Source organism: Paenibacillus whitsoniae (assembly GCF_003955665.1).
In the GTDB taxonomy this organism is placed as follows: Bacteria; Bacillota; Bacilli; order Paenibacillales; family NBRC-103111; genus Paenibacillus_E; species Paenibacillus_E whitsoniae.
In genome coordinates this window covers 1-21292 of sequence record NZ_RXHU01000035.1, presented here as the reverse complement: position 1 = coordinate 21292, position 21292 = coordinate 1, and the positions used below count along the sequence as shown (strand labels likewise).

Genomic DNA, 21292 nt, shown 5'->3' with positions numbered 1-21292 from the left:
TCGAATCAGGAAGGAAACAGAAGGGAATTCCGGCCTTTTTGCAGGTTTGAGTGTTCGGAGAGCCCCCGCCCAAGATTCAGGAGCTGTGCCGCTCGGAGCGCCCCTGCCCAAGGTCAACAGCAGTGCTGCCCGGAGCATCCTGCCCAACGTCTTGGCAACTTTCCCTACCGCAGCTCCTTCCGCAAGGCCTCCGGATCTTTTAACGTGATTAACTTTTTATCGATGTGGATCCGGCCATCGTCGAGCAGCTCCTGCAGTACCTTCGTGACGGACTCGCGCACGGTGCCGACCATATTGGCGAGCTCTTGGTGCGTGAGCTTCACGTTGATCAGCAGCCCTTCGGGCGTGCGGGTGCCGTGCTGCTCGGAGAGCCGCAGCATCATTTTGAGAATGCGCGAGCGCACGCCGAGAAACGTCAAATCGTAGATTTGATCGTTGGCATGACGCAGCCGCTGCATCGTCGTTTCCAAGAGCTTCAGGCAGAGCCTGGGGCTCTTTTCCATGAAGGCGGTGAACGCCGTGCGGTTCAGCACGTACAGTGTGCTGGTCTCCATCGTCTCCGCAGTCGCGGAGCGGGTTTGGCCTGATCTGATGAGCGACATTTCACCGAAAAAGTCGCCCTCCCGAAACAAGGCCAAGGTCACTTCCTTGTCGTTGTCGACGCGGTAGATTTTGACCACGCCGGAGGCAATGAGGAACAATTCTTCGCCGGCGTCGCCTTCCACGAACAGAATCTTGCCTTTCTTTACGTGCTTCTCTGTAAATAACGGGGCGATCCCGAATAAATCGTCTTGAGCCAACTCTTGGAAGAGAGGAACATGCTGCAGTAAGGGGACGATGGTTCTCAAGCGGTTCAGCTCCTCGATTTGGAAGATCATTCAGCTTTATGGTACAGGTTTACAGGAGCGTCGTAAAGGAGAAAAGTGGCAATAAAAAAAGGCCCCGATCCCGCAGGATCAGAGCCCTCTTCAAGCGAATTACTTCGCTGCGTCGTAACGTTTGCCAACTTCCGACCAGTTCACAACGTTCCAGAACGCTGCGATGTAGTCAGGGCGTTTGTTTTGGTAGTTCAGGTAGTAAGCGTGCTCCCAAACGTCCAGACCAAGGATTGGCGTTTCGCCTTCCATGATTGGGCTATCTTGGTTCGGCAAGCTGTACACTTTCAGTTTGCCCGCTTTGTCAACAGCCAGGAACGCCCAGCCGGAACCAAAACGTGTAGTAGCTGCTGCGGAGAAGTCAGCTTTGAATTTCTCGAAACCGCCAAGCTCGCTTTCGATCGCTGCTGCCAGTGCGCCAGTTGGTGCGCCGCCGCCGTTAGGGCCGATAACTTCCCAGAACAGGGAGTGGTTAGCGTGGCCGCCGCCGTTGTTGCGAACCGCTGTGCGGATATCTTCAGGAACGCTGTTCAGGTCAGCGATCAGGTCGTTCAAAGATTTTTCGTGCAGAGCTGGATGTTTGTCCAAAGCTGCGTTGAGGTTTGTTACGTAAGCGTTATGGTGACGGTCGTGATGGATTTCCATCGTTTTTGCGTCGATGTGCGGCTCAAGCGCGTCATTTGCATAAGGAAGAGCTGGTAATTGGTGTGCCATTCGAATAAAACCTCCTAAATAGTATGTATGTTCCTCTTCATTATGAAGGAATTCAGCTAATAAAGCAACATCTGTGTTTACTAAGTCGGCTCTCCTCCGGGCTATCCTTGTCAGATGCCGCGTCGTTCCATCTCCCGGGTAATCTGATTGTGCATCGCCGTGTCCTGCTCATGCAGGTAGGGGGACAAGTCGCTCATCGTGCGATGCAGCTGGAGCAGCTCGATTTCGGTCCATTCCTCCGGTTTTTTGGTGCTCAGAAACTGAAAATCCGGAATTTTCCGTGGATATTCGTGTGCGTCCAACTTGCCATCCAGTCTCTCGTCCGTCATAGGGGTCACCTCGCTTTCCCGTCAACAAGCATATCCTCCTATAAACTCCGAAATTTTCACGGATTTTATTCATCACTACGTCGTCTCTCCCATATTTTTAATGTTAGTTTGCACATGCACCGTAATTTCCGCCTGCGCGAAGGCGTGTCCCCAATCGTCCTTTACCTTCTCCCATTCATGGAAGGCATGGCCGCGCGCATAGAGGCCTAACCCGATCGGATCGAGCTCATGCTTCTGCAGGTTCGTGATCAGCGCGCTGATGTCTTTGGTCATCTCATCGTTAATCTGAGCCTCCAGCTCAGGGGCGTGCTGGAACACATCGAAGGTGAACAGCTTCTCCGTCAATTGGATCGGGATGGCAAGCGTGATTTCAAAATGAAACCGGCCGTCCGCATAGCGCGTGTGGAGGCTGCGTTTCAATTCCTGCACGTAGAAGCTGACGGCATCCGTATGAAACAAGGACTCGCCGCCGTGCGCCGGTAGAGGAAGCGTGAGACTCAGCGGACCTTTCTTTTTATCCTGAAGCATTTGCAGATATTGGTTTTCCTTATGATTTAACGTATAAGCGAACGTCCCTTGCTTCGTCAGCAGCGCAGTTCCCTGAGCGACCAACTCGTCTTTCTTCGTGACATAGCTCAGGTACGGCGTCATCCCTTTTTCATACATTTGGCGATGGAGCTCGAAGAGGGTTGTCAATTGAACCAGGTTGCGGTCATGCGCGGTGTCGACCAGCTTGGCGAGATGGAGGGGCATCCTGCGCTTATCGCGCGGCGCGAAGTAGACCAAATCCTTGACGGCGCCGTCAAAGGCGATGACTCTGGCCGTCACGGTTGTTTTCGGATCGCGGTAGACCATGTCCAAGATGCGGAACCAACCGGGGTGAGCGAGTACGCGCTTGCCCACGACAATATTCTGAATTTTCCCCGAGCTGATGAGGGCGGACACTCGCCCTTCCAGCTCATTTCGCGCATTCCTCAGAGTCAGGGCGTTCACGGTTGAGACCTCGTTTTTCTCCTTTGCTTCCTTGTTAAACACAGGGCTGGAGGCGTAAAAGACGAGATCATTGTTACTGTCCAGATCGATGCCGAGCGTGAGCACGAGCGTTATATTTTCCAAAGCCAAGCGGTCTTGGCAGCCCGGGAGGAGGGCAAGCAGGGCGCTCAGCAGCAAGAGTCCCGGCGCGCGCCGGCACAGGTGGCATAGACGGGGCAGCATCACGTCAACCTCCTCGCGAACAGCCGGCGTCCGGACAGCAGCGCCCATAGGAGAAGCGGCAGCCCGAAGGCGACCGCTGAGCCGGCATAGAGCAGCCAGTTGTTCAGACGTGTGCTGAAATTCCAGCTGGGATTGTTCAGCCAAGTTACGATCACCATGCCGGCAAGCAGGATACCGATATGCAGTCCGGAGGAGCCTTTTATCCCGAGCTGTTTCGTGCAGAGGGCAACGGCGATCATCATGGGCAGCCAAGTACGCATAATGAGCAGCACATAGACGGACAGAATCAGAATGTCGTAGCGTTCGACGAAGCGGAATTCCACCATTTTAAACAGCGAAATAAGCGTATTGTGGTAAGTCACTAGTTCATCGGGGCTGAAAATCACGAAACTCAGCAACGTAAAAAAGAGATAGACGCAGAGCGTAATCGTATTGGCGAGCACGATGCCGAGGGAAGCCGCTTTTTGATTTTCCAAGTAAGGATAGAGGAAAAAGGCCATTTCAAAGCCGAAAAACGTTACGAGTGTAGACCGAAGCGTTCTAAAAATCGGCATCCAACCGTTCTGCACAATAGGCAGCAAATGAATCCAATGCGCATTCTTGAGCAGAAAAAGCAGCGCCAGCGGGATGAACAGACTGAGGATGAACGTGATTTCGGCATATCGGCTGAAAATGCGGAAGCCGCCATTCGCGATGACATAAGCGGGCGGCAGAAAAAGCAGCATAAGCAGGTAGGGGCTTGTTTGCTGCATAATCCAGTTCTGAACGAGCAGAGCCATCCGGTGATAAATAAAGTACATAAACGCAATGAAGTAGCAGATAAAAACGATCATTAAGCCTTTCGCGGCCCACCGGCCGAAATAGTGGGCGACCAGATCGGTAATCGTGCCTTGCGGATGAAGCTTCATGACCTGAACGATGATCAGGCCGGCCGCTATGGAGACGATATAGCCCAAGATCAGGGCAATCCAGCCGTCGGTGCCGCAGCCTTTGGCGAGTTCCCCGGGGAGCGGGATCAGTCCTGCGCCGATCTGCACACTGTGAATGGTCAGAATGTATTGCAGCAGCGTAATTTGCGAGCCCTTCCCAGGCATCATGCGGAATCGTCTCCTTTCTTTGCAGGCGGTGTGCCGTGGCGCTTCTTTTGCAGCGACCGGATACTGAGGGGGCGTGTGCCCATGCGCTTGATCGGAAGCCGAACGAAGACGTCTTTCCAGTCCTTTACCCGTATCGGGGCAAAAGGGGAGGAGTACGCTTCGCCAAGCGATTGCAGCGAAATCAGGCGAGCGATAATGAACATGGTTCCTGCGGCGATGCCGATGATGCCGAACATAGAGGCAAGTGTCATCATCGGAAAGCGGATGAGTCTAACCGCCGCTGCCAAATCATAGTTAGGCAGGATGAAGGACGCAACGGCAGTGGAAGCGACGACGACAACCATGAGGTTGCTGACGATGCCCGCCTGAACGGCTGCCTGTCCGATGACGATCCCGCCAACGATTCCGACGGTTTGGCCGATTGGAGCGGGGAGCCGCATGCCGGCCTCCCGCAGCATTTCCAGCATGATCTCCATAATCAACGCTTCAATGAAGGGGGGGAACGGGACGGCGGAACGAAATTCACCGATCGACAAAATAAGATCCAGCGGGATCAGCTCATGATTGTAGGAAATGCAGGCGATATAGAAAGCCGGCAGAAAAGTGGCGATTAGACAAGCAAAGAAGCGCAGCAGCCGAAAAAATGTGGCGATGGACCAACGGGTGCTGTAATCGTCGATGCCTTGAAAAAAAGCCGCCAGATTCACAGGCGTGATCAGTACGCTGGAGGAGCGGTCGACGACGACGCAGAGCCGTCCTTGCAGCAGTTGCGAGGCGGCGGAATCCGGACGCTCCGTGGTAATCATTTGCGGAAACAAGGTAAACGGGTTGTCCTCAATTAATTCCGCCAGCTCGCCCGTGTTCAGAATGCAATCCACCTGAAGGCTGCGGATTCGCCGTTCAAGTTCTTCCACCAGTTCAGGCAGGGCGACATCCTCGAGATAGAGAATGGAAATTTGGTTCTTCGTCCTCTCGCCGACCAGAAGCTGTTTAATCTTCAACTCGCGTGTGGAGAGATAGCGCCGAATCAATGCAATATTGTGGCTGCCCGTTTCAATAAAGCCTTGATGGGCGCCTTTTAAAGAAGCTTCGATCTGGGAATCCGAGATAGCACGCTGCGGCCAGCCCTGTGTCTCCAAGGCATAGGAGGGAAACTGGCCGTCGATGAATAAGATGCTGTACCCATGCAGTAGGGTATGCTCTACATCACCCCAGTCGGTAAGACTACGCATTTCGCCGATGGCGACGGGAAGCTCGACAGCTTCTCCTGCAGAGTCCTCTAGCGTCTGGAACATCAACTGGCGAAGCACATGGTTATTGATAGCGTTCTTATCTACGAGCCCTTCCAGGTAGACTAACGCCGCCTTAGCGCCGGTTTGCTTATACGTGAAGGTGCGAACGACCAAATCAGGAGTATGGCTGAATTCGGCTGCGAGTCTTGCCAAATTGTCCGAAAGTTCTGAAGCCAGCGGTCCGCGGTCGGATTGAAGCGGAGACGAGGCCTCAGCACGCATGTGAATTTTCTTGTTGAGAGAAGCGGCTCGAAACAAACGGCGGATGAATTCCATTTCAGTTTCGCTCCTAATCTGCATACTTTGCTAATCATGCATTACTTTTCCATAAGAAGCATTGTTTTATGCACTTAAAAGGAGGAATTTGGAACTAGGACTAAGGTTCGAGATAAGAAAAATGGTGAAAACGCTTGCAATAAAGCGTTTTCAGGAGATATTACAAAAAAAACGTAGATTTTTGTGAAATTTAACACAATTTCAGCAGGAATTCGTATTTTTTTGTCGTAATTATTAATTTACGATTAAATTTAGATAAAGTGATGGCGGCTTTAAGTCCTACTCGGACGCTAAATATATAAGGAATTGGGAGAGAAACCGTATGCATGTTCGTTCATTTCAGCTTGGAGATATCTCTTCAGTCAAAGAACTTCTGGAAGATGTTCTGTCGGAAACTTGCTACGAAGAAACAATGGAAGCTTTTGCACGTCAGCTATCTTGGGATACGGAACTGGTTCTAGTCGCAGAGGCAGATGATCAGGTTGTCGGCTTGATTATCGGGACGATCGATAACAACAACGGCTATTATTACCGAATTGCCGTCGCACCGGACTACCAGCGCAAGGGAATTGGCAAAGCCTTAATTGAGGCGATGAAGCAGCGTTTCCTTCAACGCAATGTGAAGAAGATCATGGTGACTGTTGACGTCCATAATGAAATTGTACTGCCTGTTTACGAGTCAGCCGGCTACGGCGCCGCTGATTTTTCCCGTGCCGCCCATCGTTTAAGCATTGTGAAAAAGGTTAGTGTGTAAGCTCGGAGCACGCTCCTGCACGCCATCCTTATTCTACGGACGAGAAGCATATCTGCACCGCCATTGCATTTGGGGGTCAGATATGCTTTTCTATATAATAAGGTAACGTATCGGCAGCAATTCAGGCAGAGGAGCTTCGGACATGGAACAATTCACGGCTTATGTGATCAAAAGCTTCAAACATGATGGGCATCTGCATCGGATGTGGCTGACGAATTGGCGGGTCCCGCAGCATATCCTCACCGAAGAGCATCGGCGGCAGGGCATGCTCGTGTTCATCAACAGCCAAACGAAAATTCAGGAGGCCGACGGCAAGGAATGGGTGAGCCGGATTCCGGGCGTATCTTTTTTTATTCCGAAAATGTGGTTCAACATCGTCGCGCTGATGGAGGAGTCCGGCGTCCGTTATTATTGCAATGTGGCGTCGCCGCTATATTTGGCGCAGAACGTCCTGACCTACATCGACTACGATCTGGATGTCATTCGGTTGCCGGATCGCTCTGTCCATATTGTCGATCAGGACGAGTATGAACGGCACAAGATGATTTACCACTACTCGCCTATTGTGGAAGCGAAGGTGCGGGAGGGTCTCGCTTCGCTGCTCGCGCTCGTGAACGCGGACAAGCCGCCGTTTCACGACGAGACCGTCGTATCGTACTTCGAGCAATGGGAAGCGTATAAGAACGGGGAGAATGCGGAATGAACAGGCTGATGTCCACCCCCGGACAGGCGCAAGAAGCGAAGGGCTACCTGCATGAGCTGTGGGATTGGACCAAGTCCATTCTTGTAGCTCTTCTTGTTGTTATGGTGCTTCATGCCTACGGTTTCAATATCGCGGCAGTTCGCGGGCATTCCATGCAGCCTACCCTGCAGGACGGGGAGTGGTTGTTCGTGAACAAAGCAATTACACATCTCCGAGCCCCAAAGCGCGGGGAAGTGATTATCTTAGAGGAGCCGCTGCCCGAGGAGACGGAGTATCGGCCTTTCCTGGTGAAGCGCGTCGTCGCGGTCGCCGGTGATGAAGTCATGGTACGCAGCGGTCTCCTGTATGTGAACGGCGAGCATTTGGCGGAGCCGTATGCGGATACCCTGATTGAAGACGGGGATTACGGACCGACGCTTGTCGGCCCTCACGAAGTGTTCGTCATGGGCGACAACCGGCACGCATTGGCGAGCGCGGACAGCCGCTCGTTCGGTGTCGTATCGACTTCGCTCGTCGAAGGGCGGGCGGATTACATCATGTGGCCGCTGCGGGAAGCGCAGCGGCTGTAAGGAGGGGGAGCGGGTGGCGGAATCCACCATCGCTAAGCGAACAAGGGCCGACTGGGTGGCGCTGCAGCAGGAGATTGTGGACGCCGCGCCTTCCCTCGGCATCGACAAGATCGGTTTTGCCTCCGCTGCGCCGTTCACGGAGCTGCGGGACCTCCTTCTCCGCCACCGGGAGAAGGGGCACGAGTCCGGCTTCGAGGAACCGGACATCGAGAAGCGGGTGCGGCCGGAGCTCACATTCGACGCACCGCAGTCCATCATCGCCATCGCCGTGGCTTACCCGGCGAAGCTGAAAGACCCGCCCCGCTCGGCGCCGGGGGCGTACAGGGGCATGATCTCCCGCACCTCGTGGGGGCGGGATTATCATGAGGTGCTTCGCGACCGGCTCGCGAAGCTCGAGGGGTTTATTGCCGCGCGCGTGCCGGACGCGCGGCTGATGAGCATGGTCGACACCGGCGTGCTGGTCGACCGGGCCGTGGCGGAGCGCGCCGGCATCGGCTGGAGCGCGAAGAACTGCGCCGTGATCACGCAGGAGCTGGGATCATGGGTGTTCTTGGGGGAAATGATCACGAACCTTCCATTTCCCCCGGATGCCCCTATGCTCGATCAGTGCGGGGACTGCACGATCTGCATCGACGCTTGCCCGACGGGCGCGCTCGTCGGACCGGGGCAGCTCAATGCGCAGCGCTGCATTTCGTTCATTACGCAGACGAAGGGCTACGTCGACGACGAATTCAAGCGGAAGATCGGGAACCGCTTGTATGGCTGCGACACGTGTCAGGTCGTCTGCCCGAAGAACAAGGGGATGAACTGGACGCAGCATCCCGAATTTGAGCCTGACCCGGAGAAGGTCAAGCCGCTCTTGAAGCCCTTGCTCCTGATGTCGAACAAGGAGTTCAAAGAGCAGTTCGGCATGATCTCCGCCGCCTGGCGCGGCCGCAAGCCGATCCAGCGCAACGCGATCATTGCGCTGGGCAACTTCAGGGACAGCTCGGCCGTGCCCGAGCTGAGTGAAGTGCTGCGCAGCGACCCGCGGCCGGAGCTGCGGGAGACTGCCGCCTGGGCGCTCGGGCGCATCGGCGGCGCGGACGCGCTCGCTGCACTCGAGCGCGCGCAGGCGGTGGAAGCCGTGCCGGAGGTGCTGCACGGCATCGCGAAGGCGCTGCATGCGCTTAGCTCCCCTGCGCCTGACAAAGCCGAAGCGGCACAAGAGAAGGAGGAACGCGCATGACGAAGAAACAAGCGGCAGGCGGCGCTGTGCAGAAGCCTATCACGCTCGACTACCTGGAGCTTTCCTCCCCGATCGGCCCCTTGACGATCATCGCGTCGCCGCAAGGGCTGTGCCGTGTGGAATTCGGCACGAAGGCGGAGAATGACGCTTCGCGCGCAAAGTGGGCGGAACGCTATTACGGCGCGCATGAGCTGCGTCCGAACCCTGAGCGGCTGGGATCGGTCGCTGCGCGGTTAGCGCAGTATTTTAACGGGGAACGCGAGCGCTTTGAGGAAGAGATGGATCTGCAGGGCACGGAATTTCAGAAAAAGGTGTGGACGGCGCTGCTGACCGTTCCTTACGGCGAAACGGCTTCCTACAAGCACATTGCGGAAGCGATCGGCTCGCCGAAAGCGGTGCGTGCGGTTGGCGGTGCGAACAATCAGAACCCGATTCCGGTCATCATCCCGTGTCACCGAATTATCGGCGCAAGCGGCGAATTGGTGGGCTACGGCGGCGGGCTGCCGACCAAAATCAAGCTGCTGGAGCTCGAGCTGAACAATCATTTGTACACGCAGAAGCAATAGTGATATGATGAAGGTTGCAATCTATTCTACTTGATACAAGCAGGGGGCTTTCGTGATGTGGTACAACTATGTGATTCCGATTGTGACGTTGATCGCGGGATTGGTTGGCGGCTTTTTTATCGGGGTATTCTATCTGAAGAGACAGCTGGAGCAAATGCAGAACAATCCTGAGATGCTTGCCAAAATGGCGAAGCAAATGGGTTACAACATGAATAAGCAGCAGTTGGGCAAAGCACAGCAAATGATGAAGCAGCAAAATCAAAAGTTAGGCAAAAAAAGATAAGCAAGAGGTTAGGCGGTGAGAGAAGATGGCATCCACGGAATATAAAAACACGTTGGTCGCGGAAAACCGCGCTCAGATCGAAGAGCATGTCAGAGCGATTCTGCGGCTCATCGGCGAGGATGCGGATCGCGAGGGCTTGCTGGATACGCCGGCCCGCGTGACGCGGATGTATGAGGAGATTTTCGCAGGCTACGCAGCGGATCCCCGCGACGTGCTGGGCGTGACCTTTGATGAGCAGCATGAGGAGCTTGTCATCATTAAAGATATTGTGTATTTCAGTCAATGCGAGCATCACATGGCGCCGTTCTTCGGCAAAGTGCATGTGGGCTACATCCCGAGCGGCAAAGTGGCGGGGCTGAGCAAATTCGCCCGTCTGGTCGACGTCGTGACGCGCAAGCTGCAGGTACAGGAGCGCATTACGTCGCAGATCGCCGACATTCTCGAGGAAGTGCTGAAACCGCACGGCGTGATGGTCGTGGTGGACGGAGAGCATATGTGCATGTGCTCGCGCGGCGTGAAGAAGTTCGGCAGCAAAACGGTGACGTCGGCTGTACGCGGCATTTTCCATACCGACGCTTCGCTGCGTTCGGAATTCCTGTCATTGTTAAAGCAATAAACCCGAGGGAATGTGTGCATCGAGACAACGGTCTTGTGCGGCATTCCCTTTTTTCATGCTGGTTAGGCGAATGACTTGTTGACTAAGGCGGAATATAGTATTCTTTTACCCAAATGAACGTGTTGACCGTGCTTTCAGGTTATCGCCTGGTGGGGGATGTAGCGCTCGTACGAGCTGGCGCATACACTTAATCAGAAGAAGGTGAATGGGGATTACGGGAGAGACAGCACGAGAGGAGGCCAGCTTATGAACAACATTCGGAAATTTCGGCCCGGCGAAGCGGCTACCTCCAAATGGAGCGAAGAACGAGACGAGTTTGAGCGGGATTATGCCAGATTGATTCAATCGCCGACATTTCGGCGGCTGCAGGGGAAATCGCAGGTGTTCGGCGCGGGCTCGGGGGACTATTACCGGACGCGGCTGACGCACTCGTTGGAAGTTGCGCAAATTGCACGGGAAGTGGCGAAGCGGCTGGAGCGGACGAATCCTTTTCTGCAAAAAAGGGAGCACCCCGGCCTGATCATCGACCCGACGGTGGTGGAATGTGCTTCGATTGCGCACGATTTCGGGCATCCGCCTTTTGGCCATAAAGGGGAAGAAGTGCTGAACCACATCCTGATGCGGGATCATGGGCTCAAATATGAAGGTAACGCACAGAACTTCCGGATTCTGATGTTTCTCGAAAAGCGGGCAGGCAGCGAGAGCGGGCTGGACCTGACGGCGGCGGTGCTGCTCGGCATCAACAAGTACCCGTACCTGATCGAAGAGGAAGGCCGGCTGAAGGGGGTCTACGGCCAGGAGTGGGAAGTGATCCGCGAGCTTCGCGACATTTGGAAAATGCCGGCGGGCTGCTCCACGCTGGAGGCTCAGCTCATGGACTTGTGCGACGACATCGCCTACTCTACGCATGACATCGAGGATGGCATTCGCGCCGGGAAAATCCAGATGAACCGGTCGTTTTTTGAAAATCAACGGCTCATCCGCCACGTGGTCCTGGAAATTTTGAACGACCCGAACCAGCACAAATTCGGTTGGGAGCAGGTTGATATTGAGAAAATGGTAATGAGGGTTCTCACAGACTATCTGGAACAGTGGGAGCTGATTTACAATGAATGCAAGGGCGAGGAATCCCGCACCCGCCGCGAGATGAAGGCCCGCTGGGTGAGCTCTTTCGCCAGCCGTTTGGACATTCTGGACGATACGGACCGCGGTTGGAAAAAAGTCGCCCTCGTCCGGGACGGCGCGGAGGACATGGATCTGCTGCGCACGATGGAAATCTTGAAAAAGCTCGCGTGGGTCACGCTGATCAAGGATTTCCGGGTGCTGCGCTTGCAGAAGCGCAGCGAGATCATCGTCGAGCGGCTGTGGGACAGCTTCATCGACAAGGAGAAGGGGCAATGGATCATCCCGCCGGACTGGATCGACAGCTATGAGCGGCGGGGCACGGATTGGAGTTGGCCGCGGTTCGTCGCGGACTACATCTCCGGCATGACCGACGCGTATGCGGAGAAAGTGTATGCCGAGCTGTTTGCGAGTAAATCGGGTTCGATTTACGAGATGGATTAAAGGGGGAACGCCGCAGGGCTGCCGATGGGCGGCGGGTGCGGCGTTTTTTTGCGTGCGCGCTCGCGTCTGCAGGGCCGGCTGGAGTAAACGCAGCTTCCCTCAAACGGATGGAGAAGTTGCGCTTCCGCGCTCCTCTACGAGTTGGGCTATCTGCGTAACGGTTGCCAACGCGCTTATTTCGTTGAAAAGCTGGCATTCGTGCGCATAACGGTTACAGATGAGCTTATTTATGCAAAATAGGCGAGATTTGCCTGAGGTTTAGGGGGATAGGCGCTATGGCAACCATTGGAGTTGCAATTGGCGGATTTTGAGCCAAATAGGCGCTGGTGCAACCGTTCGAATGGCTGAGGGTCCGCCTTTCTCAATGCGCTCGTAAGTTCTAGCGCTCGTTGCATCCCGATGGACCGATGCAGTCGCCCCTCGCGCCCAGAACAAAAAAATACCGACCTCAGCGAGGTCGATTTTATAGGGAGGAGGGAATACCGGAAGCGGCGTGCACGTTGGTCGGCGGATGGCCGAGGCTGTTCAGGAACGACAACGTGCGGTTCACGTAGGCGCGCGGTTCTGCGCGGTACAGCAGCTCGTGCTCGGCTTTGGGCAGAATCCAGAGCTCAGAGGCGGTGTTGTGCTGCTGCTTGTAAAGGGACTCGACCAGATCGTAAGGCGCTTTCTTGTCCGCCGTGCCGTGAATGAAGAAGATCGGCATACTGTAGGAGGTCGACGCGACCTTCTGGTAAGGCACTTCATGCAGGCTGACGCCGTTCAGGATCGGGAAGAAGAAACGGATCAGCGGCAGCGAAGGGTATTTCGGAATTTGCGCGATTTGCACAATATTATGGTAGAGGGTGTCCGGGTTCAGCAAAAAGGTGCTGTCCAGGATCATCCCGGCAATATCGGTGTTGTTCTGGAGGGCTGACTGCAGCGCCGTGCCTGCACCCATCGAGAAGCCCCAGATGTAGATGGCTCCGCCAGTTGTCTTTTTGACATAATCGATAGCGCCTAGCAGTTCTTGCGACTCCTGAATGCCGCCGGTCATGAGCCGGTTGTTATAAGGCTTCACGTAGCCGTAATCGAACATGAGAACGTTGTACTTCTGCTCATGCAGCTTGCTGGCGAGCTTATAGAGCGGAACCCAGATCTCCTCGCGATTGCCGCCGTAGCCGTGTGAGAAGATGACGGTTTTGGTGGCGTCCGCCGAGGGAATGAACCATCCTTCCAGCTCGGAGTTCCCGCTCAAGCTGGGGAACGTCACGTTGGTGTAAGCCAGTTTGGAGGCTTTCATCGGATTGGACGTCAATTGGTCGATATGCGGTCGCGCGAGCGTCCAGGCGACGTAGGCGTAGAAGCTGAGAATCATACTGGATACGATGAGCAGCAAGGCCAGCAGCACGGAGAGAATCATTGTTTTTCTTCGCAGCAAGGGGCGAATCACGGTTTGCGGTAAGGTGGGCTGTAAGGCGCCGGCCCCGGGAGTGGGCGTGTAGCTTGTAGTAGACACGGTTCATGCCTCCCTCCATATCAATGTATGCGTAATAGCTTCTGTAAGATGCGACAGGAATCCAGGAGAGAGATGGAATTGTTAAAATTTTCTGAAAAGTGTCGTGTGATACTATAATAGTATTCTGAATGCGCTTACAAGTCAATCAGAGTGGGCGATTTGTAAGCCAGCTGTAATGGTTCTGTAATAATGGTAGATACAGGGTTTTTGCCTTTACGCAGCGCATTTCTTTGGGTATACTGGAGAGGGGAGAGGTTTCATGGGATGAAACTTCAAACCAGAGTCTGAAATGACTCGCATCACCCCCAAATTCGCTATATTGCAAATACATGCACTCGTTTCTTCGGAGCGCGACGCTGTTTATTTCGATGAAAGTGGTGTTGACCGATGGAAGAAGGCAAGCTGACTGTGCGTGCCGTTGAGCGCGCTTTAGATATTTTGCTGTGTTTTACGGGGGCGTCCGAAATGACGCTGACGGAAATCTCTGCGGGGGCCGGCCTGCATAAAAGCACGGTGCATCGGCTGCTCGCCTCGCTCGAAGGCAAGGGCTTTGTGATGCGTGTGGAAAATACGGATAAATACCGACTGGGCTATCGACTCTGGGAGCTTTCAGCCAATTTGTCCAAAGAGGGCGACCCCGGCATCATCCTACTGCCGGAGATGGAACGGCTGCGTGATCTCCTCGGCGAGACGATCTCGCTCTACGTGCAGGACGGCTTGGCGCGCGTGCGCATCCAAGCCGTACAGAGCAACCACGCCATTCGCCGCGTCGCCCCGGTGGGCGCGCGAATGCCGCTGTACGTCGGCGCCTCGAGCAAGGTGCTCGTCGCCTTTGCCGAGCCTGCGCTGCAGGAGCGCCTGCTCGCCTCGCCCGACTGGCCGGTCGGGCTGGATAAGGCTGCGTTCCTGCAGCAGCTGGGCGAAACAAGGCGCGCGGGCTACGCCACGAGCGTCGAAGAGCGCGAACCAGGCGCTGCCGCGGTGAGCACCCCGATTTTGGACCGCGGCGGACGGCTGGTGGCCGCGCTCGCGGTGTCCGGTCCAGCGAACCGGCTGACGCTGGACGAAATGCTCAAGCAGGCGCCGGCCATCATGGAGGCTGCCCGGCGCATGGGAACGATGCTGCGCTAGGCGCCGCATCGTGTGGTTTTGGCCCAGTCCAGCGTGCTGCGTGCGCGGTGGGCTGGGGTAGACCGGCCCAGCCGCTAGCCGCGGTGGGCTTGGCAGCGCGCACGGCTGGCGTCGTGCGCCGCGATCCGTGCATGAATACGCGTGAACATCAAATACTGCAAAACATACAGTAAAATTCCCATATTCGACCCGGATCTGGCAAACTTCCTGTAAAATGTACAACAAAATCATCCTCCCAATTAAATGAAAGGGTTTTCATTACCTTCTGGCCGATATTTTGCTGTAGGAAATGCAGGATATCTTAATTTTTCGGCGATTTCGGGTAAATTTGCTGTAGTTTTTGCAGGTTGTGTGCAACCAGGATGTGGCCGGAAAGAACTGCACGTAACAAAAGTCATGTCAGTCCAGTCCCCTAGCACAAGCACGTTACCACGCCATATTCGCCCCCACGGAAGCACGTCACCACGCCATATTCGCCCCCACGGAAGCACGTCACCACGCCATATTTGCCCCCACGAAAGCACGTCACCGAGTCATATTCGTTCTCTCAAACACTCCCTGTACCATAAATACGCTCTCCCACACAACCCTTCCACCGCACCCCCATACGCACCTTCACTCAACCCTGCCGCCGCAACCCAAACGCACCTTCATACAAGCTGCCCACATGCTATCATACTCTCCCCACATAAACTCGCCACGTGCCACCAGCCTATCCCCACACATGCTTTCCCTCCCCCTGGTCATACTAAAAGAAGGGAAAGGAGTGGGCATGCCATGAAGAAATCCGCCTCCATGCTTGCGATCTGGATCAGTCTCGCCAGCAATGTCGTCCTGACGGCGGTCAAAATCCTCGTCGGCCTCCTATTCGGCAGCCAGGTGCTGCTCGCCGACGGTATTCATAACGCCGGGGATGTGATTGCGACGGCCACGGCATACAGCTCCATGCGCGTATCGTCCAAGCCGGCGGATGAGGATCACCCGTACGGCCATGGCAAGGCCGAGGTGCTGGGCGCATTTATCGTGGCCATTATTTTAGGCGGAGCCGCGATCTATATGGGCTACCATGCGATACACGCGCTGTTTGAACCTGCAGGTGAGGCCCACTTCATTGCGCTAATCGCGGCCATCGTCTCTCTGGCGTGGAAACAAATCCTTTACGTGTACACGATGCGCGTGGGCAAAAAGCTCAATAGCAAAGGCCTGATCGCCACCGCCTATGATCATCTTGCAGACGTCTACGCCTCCGCGGCGGCGACGGTAGGGATCGGTGCGGCTTTGGTCGGCGACTGGCAGGGGCTTCACTTCCTCGCGTACGGCGACCCGGTTGCCGGAATCGTTGTCTCCATCCTCGTGCTGAAGCTGGCTTACGAGATGGGCCGCGAGTCGTTCGATATTCTAATGGAGCGAAGCGTCAGCAGCGAGTATATTTCGCAGTTTGAGAAGCTGATCCGTTCGGTTCCGGAGATCAAGCGGGTGGATCGGCTGCGGGCGCGCGAGCACGGGCACTATATTTTAGTCGATGCGCGGCTTGGCGTCTCCGGCACGATGACGATTCAGGAGGGACACGACATCATTCGCCGCATCAAGGAGAAAATCAAAACCAACCATACCGATGTGGACGAAGTGCTTGTTCATTTGAACCCGTGGTATGAGGAATCCACATAGGCGGTCTTGTCAAGTGGCTTACATTCATTTACAATTCTCTCCTTCTACGTTAGAGTTAAGCTAACCAATCCGTAGAGGAGAGAGTTGCGTTGACAGACAGAGCAAAAGCGATCTGGCTCGGTATCCTAATCGCAAATATATTCACGGCGGGCGTTATGCTGATTACGAAGTATGCCGTGGAAGCCACGTTGGACATGAAAGGCGTCCTCATTCTATCCGATTTTGTCCTGCTACCGATGTTAATGGGGTTAATTAACACGTTCTTTTGGCGCAAGCATAAGGTTACTGCAGGCCCTTGTTTTGGCTATGGGGCTCTGAACCTCCTGGTCGGTCTCAGCTACAGCTATTTCTTCATGGGCGAGGGTTATATCTGCCTAATCATCGTAGCGCCGCTAATCTATCTAGTCATACTGCTTGGCATCGCGGTGGGCAAGGTCCTCTTCAAAGGCCGACAGACGACCCTGCAAATCAGCGTTGTCGCAGCCATAGCCTCACTAATCGCCATCAATGCAATCACTGCTCAACCCGGAGAAAACCAAGTCACCGACCGCATTCTCATCCAAGCCCCACCAGAGGTCGTCTGGCAGAATGTCACCGCATTCCCGGCTATCGACACCAAGCCGGACTATTGGCTGTTCCGCATCGGCCTCCCAAGCCCTGTGCAGTCTACGGCTGAGGGGAGTTATGTAGGCGCAGCGAGGCAGTGCATTTTCAGCAATGGCATCGTGTTCGAGGAGAAAATCGTCGAGTACGAGCTGAACCGCAAGCTGACGTTCGATATTACGCAAATGCCGAATGACCCCGAAATTCTTGGGCATCTCGAGCTGAAGCGAGGCCAGTTCATCCTCGAAGACAACGGCGACGGTACAACGACGCTGGTCGGCACGAGCTGGTACGATTTGAAGGTGAAGCCGGCGCTCTATTTTGACTGGTGGACCCAAGACATTATCCGTAACGTCCATCTGGAAGTGATGGATCATATGAAACAGCTCGCCGAGCAAGCGTGAGCGCATCAAAAAAAGGAGCCGTATGGCTCCTTTCCTTTTTCCATCTTATTTCGCAAAAATATGATTGCCGATCTGCACGGTTTGCGGACGCGACCAGATCCAGTTGCTCGTTGCCGTTCGCGGGTTAAAATAGTACAGCGCCCCGCCTGTCGGATCCCAGCCCTTGACGGCTTCCATCGCCGCTTTGTAGGCCGTAGAATCCGGCGTCAAGTTGTACTGGCCGTCGCTCACCGCGGTGAACGCGCCCTGCTCAAACACGATCCCTTGAATCGTGTTCGCGAACTGGCTTGATTTTAACCGATTCATCACCACTGCGCCCACGGCGACTTGTCCTTCAAAGGACTCACCGCGCGCCTCGCTGTAAATCACTTTCGCCAAAACGTCCATTTCCGCCTGGTTTACACTGAATTTACGTAGCGCATCCCACGTGTTGGCACCAACAATGCCGTCTACATTCAGTCCATAGTTCGTTTGAAAATTACGCACAGCCGCGGCTGTGATCGGACCGTATTTGCCATCTATGGAAGGCTCGTAATAGCCTAATGTTCGCAGTCGGTATTGCACATCCCATACGTCGCCGTTCACTGCACCTTGCTGTAAAACAACCGCTGCCGACGCGGACGGAACCGAGTACACGGCATTCGCACTTACACCAGCGGAAGCTACGAGCGCGACTAGGATTAGTTTTTTGATCAACGTCATCATAATCTCCCCTTTCGCTTTCTCACAAGTATAGGGGCGTTCAGAGGGGCTCTCAACCCGCAGTTTTTGGCAATTGCGTCCAATCCCTTGTGGCTCTAAGGCAAATTTAATGTCGTTAACTAGCTAAAATAACGCTTGCATCGGAGCCCGTTACCCAAATATTGGCATAAAAAAGGAGCCGCTGACATCAGCGACTCCGAATTCATGTGTGTTTTGCCTAGAAGAAAATTACTTTTTCTCAGCCAGGATTTGGCGAAGAACGGTTTGAAGGATACCGCCGTTACGGTAGTAATCCACATCAACCAAGCTGTCCAGACGCACCAGGGCGCTGAATTCGAAGCTTGTGCCGTCTTCACGAGTCGCTGTTACTTTCACAGTCGAACCCGGTTGAACGTCGTTGCTCAGGCCTGTGATGTCGAATGTTTCGCGGCCCGTAATGCCGAGGGACTTCCAGCTCTCGCCGTTCACGAATTGCAGAGGAAGCACGCCCATACCAACCAAGTTGGAGCGGTGGATACGTTCGAAGCTTTCTGCAATAACCGCTTTGACGCCAAGCAGGAATGTACCTTTTGCCGCCCAGTCACGGGAGCTGCCAGTACCGTATTCTTTACCAGCGATTACAACCAGGTTTTGATCGTTCGCTTGGTATTTCATGGATGCATCATAGATGGACTCTACTTCGCCAGTTGGCAGGTAAGTCGTTACGCCGCCTTCTGTGCCAGGTGCCACTTGGTTACGAATACGGATGTTCGCGAATGTACCGCGCATCATCACTTCGTGGTTACCACGACGGGAACCGTAGGAGTTGAAGTCTTCTCTCTTCACGCCATGCTCGATCAGGTATTTACCAGCCGGGCTGTCAACTTTGATGTTACCTGCAGGGGAGATGTGGTCCGTAGTTACGGAATCGCCCATGAGTGCAAGTGTTTTTGCTCCTTTGATGTCTGCGATATCATCCAGCACAGTACCGAGGTCTGTGAAGAATGGAGGCTCTTGAATGTACGTGGAGTTCGTGTCGAACTCGTACAGGTCGCCTTCTGGAATCGCGATTTGATTGAAGCGCTCGTTCGCACGGAATACGTTGCTGTATTTGTCGCGGAACATGTCAGCGCTCATCGCGGAGTTCAGAGCGTCTTGAATTTCTTTATTTGTAGGCCAGATGTCTTTCAGGTAAACAGGTTGGTTGTTTTGGTCGTAGCCGATTGGATCTTTGGCCAAATCAATGTTCACTGTACCTGCAAGCGCGTAAGCTACAACAAGTGGAGGGGAGCCCAGGTAGTTCGCTTTTACTTGCGCATGTACGCGGCCTTCAAAGTTACGGTTACCGGAGATCACAGCCGCAACGGTCATGTCGTTGTCTGCGATTGCTTTGCTGACTTCGTCAGGAAGCGGACCGGAGTTACCGATACAAGTTGCGCAGCCGTAGCCAGCTACGTGGAAGCCAAGAGCTTCAAGCGAAGGCAGCAAGCCTGCTTTTTGCAAGTACTCGGTAACAACCAGGGAACCTGGAGTCAGGGAGCTTTTCACGTAAGCCGGTTTTTTCAAGCCGCGCTCAACCGCTTTTTTCGCTACCAGACCCGCACCGACCATAACGCTAGGGTTGGATGTGTTTGTACAGGACGTGATCGCTGCGATTACGACAGCGCCAGTACCCATTTTAACCGTTTCGTTCGGGTACACCACATCAACAACTTCAGCAACTTTCTCTTCGGAGAGGCCATAGCCGCCTTTTTCGATCGGTTGACGAATAATGTTGTTGAAGGATTCTTTCATGTTTGTCAGCTCAACGCGGTCTTGCGGACGCTTAGGACCAGCCAAGCTTGGTACAACGGTGCTCAGATCAAGCTCGATCACGTCTGTGAACACAGGATCCGGTGTGCTGTCCGTGCGGAACATGCCTTGTGCTTTATAGTAAGCTTCGACCAGCGCGATTTGCTCTTCTTCGCGACCAGTGGAACGCAGGTAGTTCAATGTTTCGCTGTCGACTGGGAAGAAGCCGATCGTTGCGCCGTACTCAGGAGCCATGTTGGCAACTGTTGCACGGTCAGCCAGGGAGATGTTGCTCAGACCAGGGCCGAAGAACTCAACGAATTTGCCGACAACGCCTTTTTTACGAAGCATTTGCGTAACGGTCAGGGCAAGGTCGGTCGCTGTAGCGCCTTCTGCCAGTTGACCTGTCAATTTGAAGCCGATAACGTCCGGTGCTACGAAATAAAGCGGTTGGCCAAGCATACCAGCTTCGGCTTCGATACCGCCGACGCCCCAACCTACAACGCCAAGGCCGTTGATCATTGTTGTATGGGAGTCTGTACCTACGAGGGAATCCGGATAAACAACTGTTTCGCCGTCAACCGTTTTGGTAGCCGCTACGGAAGCCAGGTACTCCAGGTTAACTTGGTGAACGATACCTGTTGATGGAGGCACGGCACGGAAGTTATCGAATGCGGTTTGCGCCCAACGCAGGAAGCGATAACGCTCTTCGTTTCTTTCGAATTCTAGGTTAATGTTCATGTCAAGCGCGTCCGGGGAACCGAAAGCGTCAACCATGACAGAGTGGTCGATTACAAGGTCTACAGGAACGAGCGGGTTGATCCGTTTAGGGTCTCCGCCTTCACGAGCCATCGTTGCGCGCATAGCCGCAAGGTCAACGACAACCGGTACGCCGGTGAAGTCTTGCAGCACGATACGAGCTGGAATAAAAGGAATTTCTTTGTTATCGTCGCGGCCTTCCGCCCAGCCCGCGATTTGTTTCACGTGATCGTTCGTGATCGCGCGGCCGTCAAATTGACGAATCGCAGCTTCGAGCAATACGCGAATGGAAACCGGAAGATTGGAGATGGTGCCGTGACCTTGGCTTTCAAAGTCAGGCAGACTGTAGTACTGGAAAGACTTATTTCCCACAGTTAACTGCTTGCGCACAGAAAAAGAGTCCTTGTTGGACATGGGGTTTTCCTCCTCAATATAGTAGTCATTGAGTCTCATCTATGTTGTTTCATCTAGTGAAACTCAATTTCATAATTCCCTCTACACCAAGTATACCGTTTCAAGGAGATTGAGTAAAGATGATTTTCAATCATTTTTACCGGCAAAATGTCATATATTGAATCAATTCAATGCAAATCGGGCTTGTCCGCGCAGCGTTCGGTTACCCGACGTTCAAGGTTTAGATTGTAATTATAATGCGGGGTTCAAAAAGTCGGGTT

The 21292-nt window shown here is 54.3% G+C and carries 20 protein-coding genes; 11 read left to right on the top strand and 9 right to left on the bottom strand.

The features are described 5' to 3' along the window. Positions 1 to 164: 164 nt before the first annotated feature. From EJQ19_RS13690 to EJQ19_RS13665, 6 genes are all read right to left on the bottom strand, one after another. Positions 165 to 848, bottom strand: a complete 684-nt coding sequence (locus EJQ19_RS13690) for a Crp/Fnr family transcriptional regulator (RefSeq protein ID WP_126141794.1) — start codon at positions 846 to 848, stop codon at positions 165 to 167. A gap of 129 nt (positions 849 to 977) precedes the next feature. After that, positions 978 to 1589: a superoxide dismutase gene (locus tag EJQ19_RS13685; protein ID WP_126141793.1), complete on the bottom strand. Its 612-nt coding sequence runs from the start codon at positions 1587 to 1589 to the stop codon at positions 978 to 980. A gap of 110 nt (positions 1590 to 1699) precedes the next feature. Continuing rightward, positions 1700 to 1918, bottom strand: coding sequence for a hypothetical protein (locus tag EJQ19_RS13680; RefSeq protein ID WP_126141792.1), 219 nt, complete (start codon positions 1916 to 1918; stop codon positions 1700 to 1702). Between the two features lie 75 nt (positions 1919 to 1993). Continuing rightward, complete coding sequence (locus EJQ19_RS13675) at positions 1994 to 3133, bottom strand: Ger(x)C family spore germination protein (protein WP_164716539.1); 1140 nt, start codon at positions 3131 to 3133, stop codon at positions 1994 to 1996. After that, complete coding sequence (locus tag EJQ19_RS13670; RefSeq protein WP_126141790.1) at positions 3133 to 4230, bottom strand: GerAB/ArcD/ProY family transporter; 1098 nt, start codon at positions 4228 to 4230, stop codon at positions 3133 to 3135. The genes EJQ19_RS13675 and EJQ19_RS13670 overlap by 1 nt, the downstream gene beginning before the upstream one ends. Next, positions 4227 to 5798 carry a spore germination protein gene (locus EJQ19_RS13665; RefSeq protein ID WP_241242899.1) on the bottom strand — a complete coding sequence of 524 codons (1572 nt, stop codon included), beginning with the start codon at positions 5796 to 5798 and terminating at the stop codon, positions 4227 to 4229. Before EJQ19_RS13665 ends, EJQ19_RS13670 begins: the two co-directional genes overlap by 4 nt. Positions 5799 to 6120: 322 nt before the next feature. Here EJQ19_RS13665 and EJQ19_RS13660 point away from each other — a divergent pair, with 322 nt between their 5' ends. The 8 genes from EJQ19_RS13660 to EJQ19_RS13625 all read left to right on the top strand — a co-directional run bounded on the left by EJQ19_RS13660 (position 6121) and on the right by EJQ19_RS13625 (position 12083). Next, positions 6121 to 6552 carry a GNAT family N-acetyltransferase gene (locus EJQ19_RS13660; protein WP_126141789.1) on the top strand — a complete coding sequence of 144 codons (432 nt, stop codon included), beginning with the start codon at positions 6121 to 6123 and terminating at the stop codon, positions 6550 to 6552. 142 nt (positions 6553 to 6694) lie between these two features. Then, on the top strand, positions 6695 to 7255 hold the full coding sequence (locus EJQ19_RS13655) for a DUF402 domain-containing protein (protein WP_126141788.1): 561 nt from the start codon (positions 6695 to 6697) through the stop codon (positions 7253 to 7255). Beyond that, complete coding sequence (gene lepB, locus EJQ19_RS13650) at positions 7252 to 7824, top strand: signal peptidase I (protein WP_126141787.1); 573 nt, start codon at positions 7252 to 7254, stop codon at positions 7822 to 7824. Before EJQ19_RS13655 ends, lepB begins: the two co-directional genes overlap by 4 nt. Before the next feature lie 28 nt (positions 7825 to 7852). Then, positions 7853 to 9052: a tRNA epoxyqueuosine(34) reductase QueG gene (gene queG / locus EJQ19_RS13645; RefSeq protein WP_126141800.1), complete on the top strand. Its 1200-nt coding sequence runs from the start codon at positions 7853 to 7855 to the stop codon at positions 9050 to 9052. Then, the gene (locus EJQ19_RS32840) at positions 9049 to 9618 is read left to right on the top strand and encodes a methylated-DNA--[protein]-cysteine S-methyltransferase (RefSeq protein WP_126141786.1); all 570 of its coding nucleotides are present in this window, start codon (positions 9049 to 9051) and stop codon (positions 9616 to 9618) included. Before queG ends, EJQ19_RS32840 begins: the two co-directional genes overlap by 4 nt. Positions 9619 to 9673: 55 nt before the next feature. After that, a complete protein-coding gene (locus EJQ19_RS13635) occupies positions 9674 to 9901 on the top strand; it encodes a YneF family protein (protein ID WP_126141785.1) in 228 nt (75 codons plus the stop codon). A 25-nt stretch (positions 9902 to 9926) separates the two neighbouring features. Beyond that, complete coding sequence (gene folE / locus EJQ19_RS13630; protein ID WP_126141784.1) at positions 9927 to 10517, top strand: GTP cyclohydrolase I FolE; 591 nt, start codon at positions 9927 to 9929, stop codon at positions 10515 to 10517. A 246-nt stretch (positions 10518 to 10763) separates the two neighbouring features. After that, a complete protein-coding gene (locus EJQ19_RS13625) occupies positions 10764 to 12083 on the top strand; it encodes a deoxyguanosinetriphosphate triphosphohydrolase family protein (protein ID WP_126141783.1) in 1320 nt (439 codons plus the stop codon). 463 nt (positions 12084 to 12546) lie between these two features. On the opposite strand, the gene EJQ19_RS13620 is transcribed toward EJQ19_RS13625, so the two are convergent. Continuing rightward, positions 12547 to 13581, bottom strand: coding sequence for an alpha/beta hydrolase (locus EJQ19_RS13620; protein WP_241242897.1), 1035 nt, complete (start codon positions 13579 to 13581; stop codon positions 12547 to 12549). Positions 13582 to 13968: 387 nt separating this feature from the next. Here EJQ19_RS13620 and EJQ19_RS13615 point away from each other — a divergent pair, with 387 nt between their 5' ends. The 3 genes from EJQ19_RS13615 (at position 13969) to EJQ19_RS13605 (ending at position 17387) form a co-directional block, all read left to right on the top strand. Further along, on the top strand, positions 13969 to 14712 hold the full coding sequence (locus tag EJQ19_RS13615) for an IclR family transcriptional regulator (RefSeq protein WP_126141782.1): 744 nt from the start codon (positions 13969 to 13971) through the stop codon (positions 14710 to 14712). A 777-nt stretch (positions 14713 to 15489) separates the two neighbouring features. Further along, positions 15490 to 16380, top strand: a complete 891-nt coding sequence (locus tag EJQ19_RS13610) for a cation diffusion facilitator family transporter (RefSeq protein ID WP_126141781.1) — start codon at positions 15490 to 15492, stop codon at positions 16378 to 16380. Positions 16381 to 16469: 89 nt separating this feature from the next. Then, on the top strand, positions 16470 to 17387 hold the full coding sequence (locus EJQ19_RS13605; protein ID WP_126141780.1) for an SRPBCC family protein: 918 nt from the start codon (positions 16470 to 16472) through the stop codon (positions 17385 to 17387). Positions 17388 to 17432: 45 nt separating this feature from the next. On the opposite strand, the gene sleB is transcribed toward EJQ19_RS13605, so the two are convergent. Together sleB and acnA are read right to left on the bottom strand one after the other, a co-directional pair. Beyond that, positions 17433 to 18089: a spore cortex-lytic enzyme gene (gene sleB, locus EJQ19_RS13600; protein ID WP_126141779.1), complete on the bottom strand. Its 657-nt coding sequence runs from the start codon at positions 18087 to 18089 to the stop codon at positions 17433 to 17435. A gap of 228 nt (positions 18090 to 18317) precedes the next feature. Beyond that, the gene (gene acnA / locus EJQ19_RS13595) at positions 18318 to 21032 is read right to left on the bottom strand and encodes an aconitate hydratase AcnA (RefSeq protein WP_126141778.1); all 2715 of its coding nucleotides are present in this window, start codon (positions 21030 to 21032) and stop codon (positions 18318 to 18320) included. Between the last annotated feature and the right edge of the window lie 260 nt (positions 21033 to 21292).

Coding starts and splice junctions, on each gene's coding strand:
- EJQ19_RS13670 (WP_126141790.1), bottom strand. CDS start 4,230: ATGATGCCTGGGAAGGGCTCGCAAATTACGCTGCTGCAATACATTCTG.
- EJQ19_RS13655 (WP_126141788.1), top strand. CDS start 6,695: ATGGAACAATTCACGGCTTATGTGATCAAAAGCTTCAAACATGATGGG.
- EJQ19_RS13680 (WP_126141792.1), bottom strand. CDS start 1,918: ATGACGGACGAGAGACTGGATGGCAAGTTGGACGCACACGAATATCCA.
- acnA (WP_126141778.1), bottom strand. CDS start 21,032: ATGTCCAACAAGGACTCTTTTTCTGTGCGCAAGCAGTTAACTGTGGGA.
- EJQ19_RS13615 (WP_126141782.1), top strand. CDS start 13,969: ATGGAAGAAGGCAAGCTGACTGTGCGTGCCGTTGAGCGCGCTTTAGAT.
- EJQ19_RS13625 (WP_126141783.1), top strand. CDS start 10,764: ATGAACAACATTCGGAAATTTCGGCCCGGCGAAGCGGCTACCTCCAAA.
- sleB (WP_126141779.1), bottom strand. CDS start 18,089: ATGACGTTGATCAAAAAACTAATCCTAGTCGCGCTCGTAGCTTCCGCT.
- EJQ19_RS13635 (WP_126141785.1), top strand. CDS start 9,674: ATGTGGTACAACTATGTGATTCCGATTGTGACGTTGATCGCGGGATTG.
- folE (WP_126141784.1), top strand. CDS start 9,927: ATGGCATCCACGGAATATAAAAACACGTTGGTCGCGGAAAACCGCGCT.
- EJQ19_RS13675 (WP_164716539.1), bottom strand. CDS start 3,133: ATGCTGCCCCGTCTATGCCACCTGTGCCGGCGCGCGCCGGGACTCTTG.
- EJQ19_RS13685 (WP_126141793.1), bottom strand. CDS start 1,589: ATGGCACACCAATTACCAGCTCTTCCTTATGCAAATGACGCGCTTGAG.
- EJQ19_RS13610 (WP_126141781.1), top strand. CDS start 15,490: ATGAAGAAATCCGCCTCCATGCTTGCGATCTGGATCAGTCTCGCCAGC.
- lepB (WP_126141787.1), top strand. CDS start 7,252: ATGAACAGGCTGATGTCCACCCCCGGACAGGCGCAAGAAGCGAAGGGC.
- EJQ19_RS13660 (WP_126141789.1), top strand. CDS start 6,121: ATGCATGTTCGTTCATTTCAGCTTGGAGATATCTCTTCAGTCAAAGAA.
- EJQ19_RS13665 (WP_241242899.1), bottom strand. CDS start 5,798: ATGGAATTCATCCGCCGTTTGTTTCGAGCCGCTTCTCTCAACAAGAAA.
- EJQ19_RS32840 (WP_126141786.1), top strand. CDS start 9,049: ATGACGAAGAAACAAGCGGCAGGCGGCGCTGTGCAGAAGCCTATCACG.